7 protein-coding genes are annotated in these 6,311 nt (G+C 70.8%); all 7 read right to left on the reverse strand.

The window, feature by feature from the left end; all coding sequences use genetic code 11:
- Positions 1-191: 191 nt before the first annotated feature.
- The 7 genes from hutG to V6M57_RS18495 all read right to left on the reverse strand — a co-directional run bounded on the left by hutG (position 192) and on the right by V6M57_RS18495 (position 6,067).
- On the reverse strand, positions 192-1,007 hold the full coding sequence (gene hutG, locus V6M57_RS18465; protein WP_332816467.1) for an N-formylglutamate deformylase: 816 nt from the start codon (positions 1,005-1,007) through the stop codon (positions 192-194).
- 18 nt (positions 1,008-1,025) lie between these two features.
- Positions 1,026-2,417 carry a formimidoylglutamate deiminase gene (locus V6M57_RS18470; protein WP_332816468.1) on the reverse strand — a complete coding sequence of 464 codons (1,392 nt, stop codon included), beginning with the start codon at positions 2,415-2,417 and terminating at the stop codon, positions 1,026-1,028.
- Complete coding sequence (locus tag V6M57_RS18475) at positions 2,414-3,190, reverse strand: amino acid ABC transporter ATP-binding protein (protein ID WP_332816469.1); 777 nt, start codon at positions 3,188-3,190, stop codon at positions 2,414-2,416. The genes V6M57_RS18470 and V6M57_RS18475 overlap by 4 nt, the downstream gene beginning before the upstream one ends.
- Positions 3,187-3,855, reverse strand: a complete 669-nt coding sequence (locus tag V6M57_RS18480) for an amino acid ABC transporter permease (protein WP_332816470.1) — start codon at positions 3,853-3,855, stop codon at positions 3,187-3,189. The genes V6M57_RS18475 and V6M57_RS18480 overlap by 4 nt, the downstream gene beginning before the upstream one ends.
- Positions 3,856-3,879: 24 nt before the next feature.
- The gene (locus tag V6M57_RS18485; RefSeq protein WP_332816471.1) at positions 3,880-4,623 is read right to left on the reverse strand and encodes a transporter substrate-binding domain-containing protein; all 744 of its coding nucleotides are present in this window, start codon (positions 4,621-4,623) and stop codon (positions 3,880-3,882) included.
- 30 nt (positions 4,624-4,653) lie between these two features.
- On the reverse strand, positions 4,654-5,397 hold the full coding sequence (locus V6M57_RS18490) for an IclR family transcriptional regulator (RefSeq protein ID WP_332816472.1): 744 nt from the start codon (positions 5,395-5,397) through the stop codon (positions 4,654-4,656).
- A 73-nt stretch (positions 5,398-5,470) separates the two neighbouring features.
- Complete coding sequence (locus V6M57_RS18495) at positions 5,471-6,067, reverse strand: HutD/Ves family protein (protein WP_332816473.1); 597 nt, start codon at positions 6,065-6,067, stop codon at positions 5,471-5,473.
- Between the last annotated feature and the right edge of the window lie 244 nt (positions 6,068-6,311).

Raw genomic sequence — 6,311 nt, forward strand, 5'->3', positions numbered from 1 at the left:
GGCGGGCCTGCAGCTCCTGCAGCACGTAGTCGGCCCGGGCCGGCACCTCGAAGCAGGGCACCAGCTCGCCGCGGAACATCTCGTGGCGGCCGTGGTGCAGGGCGTGGCGGTCGTTGAAGAAGACGTGCATGGGGGGATTGTGCGCATCTGCACAGCGGCTGCCAGACGTGCCGGTGCCGGAACCCCGCTCTTCACGCGCGCTCGTGCGCAAACGCCAGCATGGCCTCCAGCATGCGCCGCAGGTACGGCTGGACGGCACCGGCCTTCGCTGGCAGGTAGTCGAAGGGCCAGCGCTCCTCCATGTAGCTGCACTGGGTCATCTCGAGCTGCACGGCGTGGATGCCCGCCTCCGGGCGGCCGTAGTGCCGCGTGATATAGCCGCCCGTGTAGCGGCCGTTGAGGACGGCCGTATGGCCCGGCACCGCGGCCGCGAGCGCGTGGATGCGCTCGCCGAGCTCCGGCGCGCAGCTGGCTCCCTTCGCGGTCCCGACGTTGAAGTCGGGCAGCTGGCCTTCGAAAAAGCGCGGAAGCACCGAGCGGATCGAGTGCGCATCCCACAGCATGGCGACGCCATGCTCCGCGCGCATGCGATCGAGCTCGCGGCGCAGCAGCTCGTGGTAAGGGCGCCACCAGGTCTCGCGGCGCACGGCCCGTTCCGCATCGCCGACGCCCTGTCCATCGAGGTAGACGGGCGTGCCGTCGAAGGTCAGGTCCGGGCAAAGGCCCGTGGTCGCCTGCCCGGGGTACAGGCTCGCGTCGTCGGGGGGCCGGTTCAGGTCGACGACGTAGCGCGAGTGCGTGGCCTGCAGCACCGACGCGCCGAGCTCTCGTGCGAAGGCATAGAGGCAGTCCAGGTGCCAGTCGGTGTCGGGGACCCGGCGCGCCTCGTCGGTGAGGCGGCGGGCCAGGACCGCAGGCACGCAGGTGCCCATGTGTGGAATGGACAGGAGCAGCGGCTGCGTGCCCGGATGGAAGACGAAGGGCGCAGGGGAAGTCGGATCCGGCATCTCGATGGGGAGGGATGTTCAGTCGATGGTGCGCGCCAGTGCGCGCCGGGCATCCACGAACCCGCGCGTGGCGCTCTCGTGCAGCGCATGGCGGCCCTCGCGCACGGCGAGGCAGCCGCCGGCCCACACCGAGCCGATGGCGCAGCGCCGATGGCTGGCAAACACGTGGGCAGCGAGCATCGCATCGGGCGAGGGCAGGCCTTCCAGCAGCGGGTGCGACGCGTCGAGCACGACCAGGTCCGCACGCTGGCCGGCAGCGAGGCCCGCGACCGGACGGCCGCTCGCCTGCGCGCCGCCGGCGACCGCCTCGAGCGTCATGGCGGTCGCGACGCAGCGCTGCACGGGGCCTGCCATGACGTTGCGCTGGCGCACCTGCAATCGCTGGCTGTATTCGAGCATCATCAGTTCTTCGGCCGCGTCGACGCAGGCGTGGCTGTCGGAGCCCACGCCCCAGCGGCCACCGGCCGCGCGCCACGCCGGCACGTCGAAGATGCCGTCGCCGAGGTTCGCCTCGGTGGTGGGGCACAGGCCGGCAACGGCACCCGTGGCCGCCGCACGCGCGCTTTCCTGCGCGCTCATGTGCGTGGCGTGCACCAGGCACCAGCGGCGATCGACCGGCGCATGGTCGAGCAGCCACTCCACCGGCCGCTGGCCGCTCCAGGCCAGGCAGGCTTCCACTTCGGCGGTCTGTTCGGCGACGTGGATGTGCACCGGGGCGGAGGTGTCGATCGCATCCAGCCCGGCGAGTGCCTCGCGCAGGCTCTCGGGCGGTACGGCGCGCAGTGAATGCGGCGCCAGGCCCAGCCGGGCCCCCTGCGCCAGGCACAGCGGCAGCAGGCGCTCGAGCAGGTGCAGCATCGACCCGGTGGCGCGGATGAAGCGCTGCTGCTCCTGGCGCGGCGGCGTTCCGCCGAAGCCCGCTGCCTGGTACAGGACCGGCAGCAGCGTGAAGCCGATGCCCGCGCGTTCGGCGGCGCGCAGCAGGCATTGCGACAGCGTGCTGTCGTCCGCGTACGGGCGGCCGCCGGCGTCGTGGTGCAGGTAGTGGAACTCGCACACGCTGGTGTAGCCCGCTTCCAGCATCTCGACGTACAGGCCGGTGGCGATGGCTTCCAGCTGCTCGGGCGCGATCGCGCCCGCGATGCGGTACATCAGGGTGCGCCAGCTCCAGAAGCTGTCCCGGGCCTGGCCGCGGTACTCGGTCCGGCCGCCGAGGACGCGCTGGAACGCATGGGAATGCAGGTTGGGCATGCCCGGCAGGACGGGACCGGCGGCCTGCTCGACGGCCGCGCCGGCTTGCGCGCCGGGCTGCACGACGCGCAGGGTGCCCGCGGCGTCCCACTCCAGCAGCACGTCGCGCGCCCAGCCCGTCGGCAGCAGCGCGTGCCGTGCGAAGAGGGCCCCGCTCATGCGCGCATGAGGACCGCCTGCAGGAAGCCGCGCGTGCGCTCCTGGGTCGGGTTGCGGAAGATGGTGGCCGGAGGACCGGACTCGACGATGCCGCCGCCATCCATGACGATCACCACGTCGGCCACTTCGCGGGCGAACTCCATCTCGTGCGTGACCACCACCATGGTCATGCCTTCGCTCACCAGCAGTTTCATGACCTGCAGCACCTCGCCCACCAGCTCGGGGTCGAGCGCCGACGTCGGTTCGTCGAAGAGCATGACGCGGGGCTCCATCGCCAGCGCGCGGGCGATCGCCACCCGCTGCTTCTGGCCGCCCGAGAGGCTCGCGGGCATGGCGTCGGCCTTGTGCGAGAGCCCCACCTTGTCCAGCAGTGCGCGGGCGCGGGCCTCGGCGTCCGCGCGCGCGAGGCCGCGCAGCTTGCGCGGCCCGAGCGTGACGTTGTGCAGCGCCGACAGGTGCGGGAACAGGTTGAAGGACTGGAACACCATGCCGACGTCCTGGCGCAGGGCGTTGAGCTCGGCCTCGCCCAGCATGCGGCCGTCGTCCACCAGCGTGCGCCCGCAGATCTCGATCCGGCCGCCCTCGGGCTGCTCCAGTGCGTTGCAGCAGCGCAGGAACGTGCTCTTGCCCGAGCCGCTCGGTCCGATCACCACGACGACCTGGGAAGGCCAGACGTCGAAGTCGATCCCGTCCAGCACCACGTGGTCGCCGAAGGACTTGCGCAGCCCGCGGATGCGCAGGATGGGCGGACCCTCCGCTGTCATCGGGTTCATTGCACCATGCCCCCCGCGCGCAGCCGCACTTCCAGCCGGCCGAGGGCCAGTGTCGTGAGCCCGGTCAGGATGAAGTAGATCACCGCGATGGCCAGGTACACCTCCAGCGAGCGATACGAAACGCTGATGATCTTCTGGCCTTCGTGCATCAGGTCATGGATGGTGAGCAGCGACACCAGCGCCGAGTTCTTGATCAGCGCAATGAATTCGTTGCCCAGGGGCGGGATCATCCGCACGACGGCCTGGGGCAGGATCACGCTGCGCATCGCCTGGCCGGCCGACAGCCCGATGGAGCGCGCGGCCTCCATCTGCCCACGATCCACCGACTGGATCGCACCGCGCACGATCTCCGAGACGTAGGAGGCCGAGTAGATGCCCAGCCCCATCATCCCGCAGGCGAACGCCGGCAGCATGATCCCGAACTGCGGCAGGCCGAAGAACCAGATGAACAGTTGCACCAGGAGCGGCGTGCCGCGGATCGCCGCGACGTAGGCCGTGCACAGCCGGTACACGATGCGGCGCCGCGGGTTGAGGCGGCCGATGCCGATCAGCAGCCCCAGCACGCAGCCCAGCAGGAGCGAGACGGCGGTGATCTCCACCGTCACGAGCGCGCCGTGCAGCAACTGGGGCATGCCGGCCCATACCGGCGTGAAGTCGAGACCCATGGAAGGCGATCCGGCCGCTGCGGCTTACTTGCCGCTGTTCTGGAACCACTTCCTGACGATCGCGGCGTAGGTGCCGTCGGCCTTCAGCTGCGCGATCGCGCCGTTGACCGCCTTGGTGAGCTCGGGCGTGTCCTTGCGCAGCGCCATGCCGTATTCCTCGGTGGTCAGCTGCTCCTGCAGCACCTGCAGGCCGGGGCGGGTGCGCACGTACTGGTAGGCGGCCGGCTTGCCGGTGACGGCGGCATCGGCGCGGCCGATGTCGACCAGGTTGAACATCTCCTGGTTCTTCTCCACCTCGACGCGCTGGACCTTCGGGTAGTTCTGCTGCAGGAAGCCGACCGACTTGGTGCCCACCTGCACCGTCACCTTCTTGCCGTCCAGGTCCGACAGCTTCCTGATGCTGCTGCCTTCCTTGACCATGGCGACCAGGCCGCCGGCGTAGTACGGGTCGGTGAAGTCGACCACCTTCTTGCGCTCGTCGGTGATGTAGATCGCCGAGACCGCCATGTCGAAGCGGCGCGAGACCAGCCCGGGGATCAGGCCCTTGAAGTCGATGTCCACCCATTCCAGCTGCTTGCCCAGCTTTCTGGCGATCGCCTCCACCAGTTCCACGTCGAAGCCGGTGCGCTTGCCGTTCTCCATGAATTCCATCGGCGGGAAGGTGGCATCGGTGCCGACGCGCAGCACGTTGTCCTGGGCGTGGGCGACGCTGCTGCCGAGGGCCGCGGTGGCGAGCGCGGTGAGCAGGAAGTGGCGGCGGAAGTTCATGGGTGAGTCTCCTTCGGGTTGGAAAAGATGTCAGGGCAGCGCCAGCGCGCGCGAGATGCGTGCGCCCGCGACCATGGTCATATCGGCGAGGGCCGCTTCCTGGCCTTGCGCGCGGGTGAACGGCGCCATCAGGGTGAGGGCGCCCACCGCCCGGCGCGCGCCGCCGAAGAGGGGGGCGCTCACGCCCCACACACCGGGGTCGACTTCGCCCGCGGTCATGGCATAGCCGGCTTGCCGGATCGCGGCCAGCTCCGCATCGACGGCCCGGCGCGCCTCGGGGTCCGGATACTGCGCGGCGAGCACCGTCTCGCGCGCGGCGTCAGGCAGGTGCGCCAGCAGGCACTTGGCCGAGGCACCGGCGCGCAATGGCACGCTGCGGCCCTTCTCGAAGGAGCAGCGCAGCGACTGTTCGCTCTCGACCATATCGAGGCAGATCGCCCGGTCGTTGACGGCGACGATCAGGCCCACGCTCTCGCGCGACTGGCGCGACAGTGCGATCATCTCCTGGCGCGCCTGGCGCACCAGGTGCGAGGACAGGTCGAAGCCCAGCGCCAGCTGCAGGCTGAGCGGCCCCGGTGCATAGCTGCCCTCGTTCTCCACGACGAAGCCCCAGCGCTTGAGCCGTGCCAGCAGCCGGTACAAGGTGCTGCGGGCCAGCCCGGTGTGCGCCATCAGCTCGGTGGCGCTCAGCACCCGTCCCTGCTGCGCCAGCACAGCCAGGACCTGCAGGACGCGGTCGGAGGTGGCGGGCGTGTTGGCCTCAAAGCTCGGCATTGGCCCAGTATCCCGGCCTTCGCGGGGCAGTGGAAAGGCCCAAGTCCCACTGTGTGGGAATCGGGATGCGTTTTTAGTGCGGGCGCAGCGGCGCGCCCCCGGGCTGCGGCGTGATCTCCATGCAGATCGCCCCCGTCGTGGCGACCTCCAGTTCGGTGCCCGCCGGCAGGTGCCGCCACGCAAGGCTCTGCGGCGGCAGCTCGACGCACGTGCCCCCCCCGCGCCCATGCAGCGTCGTGGGCGCATCGAGTGCGTACACCGCGATCACGCCGTCCGCGCCGGTCACGAACCGCTGCGGGCCGCGCAGGCGCGCCATGGCACCGCGGGCACGCTCGCGCCGCACCATGAGGTTCAGGTCCTGCGTCGGCCCTGCGAGCAGCCAGGACTCAACCGCCGCCGCGCCGTCGAACGCCAGCGGCGCGCTGGCGACATCCACTTCCCGCACCTGGCCGTCGACCGCAAGGCGAACCCCAGGGCCCTGCACGACCGCGAACCAGCGCTGCACGCCGGGATAGTGGGAAAACGGCCCGTCGGCGGCGACCTGCGCGACCGAGATGCGCCACGCCCAGCCTTCGCCCGCAGGCCAGGCAGCCAGTTCGCGTGTGGTGCCTCCGCCGTTGCGCCAGGGGACGGTGGGGGTGTCGGAAAGGCGAATCAGGCTCCATGTCATGCCCCGGACTGTGCCACTTCCAGTCGGCGGATGAGGCCGCGCGTGCCTTTCATCACCCCGGTTTCCGCGGCCTGGATCGACCGAGAGGTCCGAGCTGCCGGGAGCCTCGACTTCAGGTCCGCGCCAGCACCGCCTCCAGCGCCTTCCCCGTGTGCGTCCCCAGCCGCACCACCTCCTCCGGGGGCGCGGCGGCGACCACCTGGCCGCCGGCATGGCCGCCTTCCGGCCCGAGGTCGATGATCCA

The sequence above is a fragment of the Ramlibacter sp. genome (assembly GCF_036676645.1).
Taxonomy (GTDB): Bacteria; Pseudomonadota; Gammaproteobacteria; order Burkholderiales; family Burkholderiaceae_C; genus Ramlibacter.

What these genes read in the sequence shown, in the direction of transcription:
- hutG (WP_332816467.1), bottom strand. Translation starts at nt 1,007, where the DNA reads ATGCCGGATCCGACTTCCCCTGCGCCCTTCGTCTTCCATCCGGGCACG.
- V6M57_RS18470 (WP_332816468.1), bottom strand. Translation starts at nt 2,417, where the DNA reads ATGAGCGGGGCCCTCTTCGCACGGCACGCGCTGCTGCCGACGGGCTGG.
- V6M57_RS18475 (WP_332816469.1), bottom strand. Translation starts at nt 3,190, where the DNA reads ATGAACCCGATGACAGCGGAGGGTCCGCCCATCCTGCGCATCCGCGGG.
- V6M57_RS18480 (WP_332816470.1), bottom strand. Translation starts at nt 3,855, where the DNA reads ATGGGTCTCGACTTCACGCCGGTATGGGCCGGCATGCCCCAGTTGCTG.
- V6M57_RS18485 (WP_332816471.1), bottom strand. Translation starts at nt 4,623, where the DNA reads ATGAACTTCCGCCGCCACTTCCTGCTCACCGCGCTCGCCACCGCGGCC.
- V6M57_RS18490 (WP_332816472.1), bottom strand. Translation starts at nt 5,397, where the DNA reads ATGCCGAGCTTTGAGGCCAACACGCCCGCCACCTCCGACCGCGTCCTG.
- V6M57_RS18495 (WP_332816473.1), bottom strand. Translation starts at nt 6,067, where the DNA reads ATGACATGGAGCCTGATTCGCCTTTCCGACACCCCCACCGTCCCCTGG.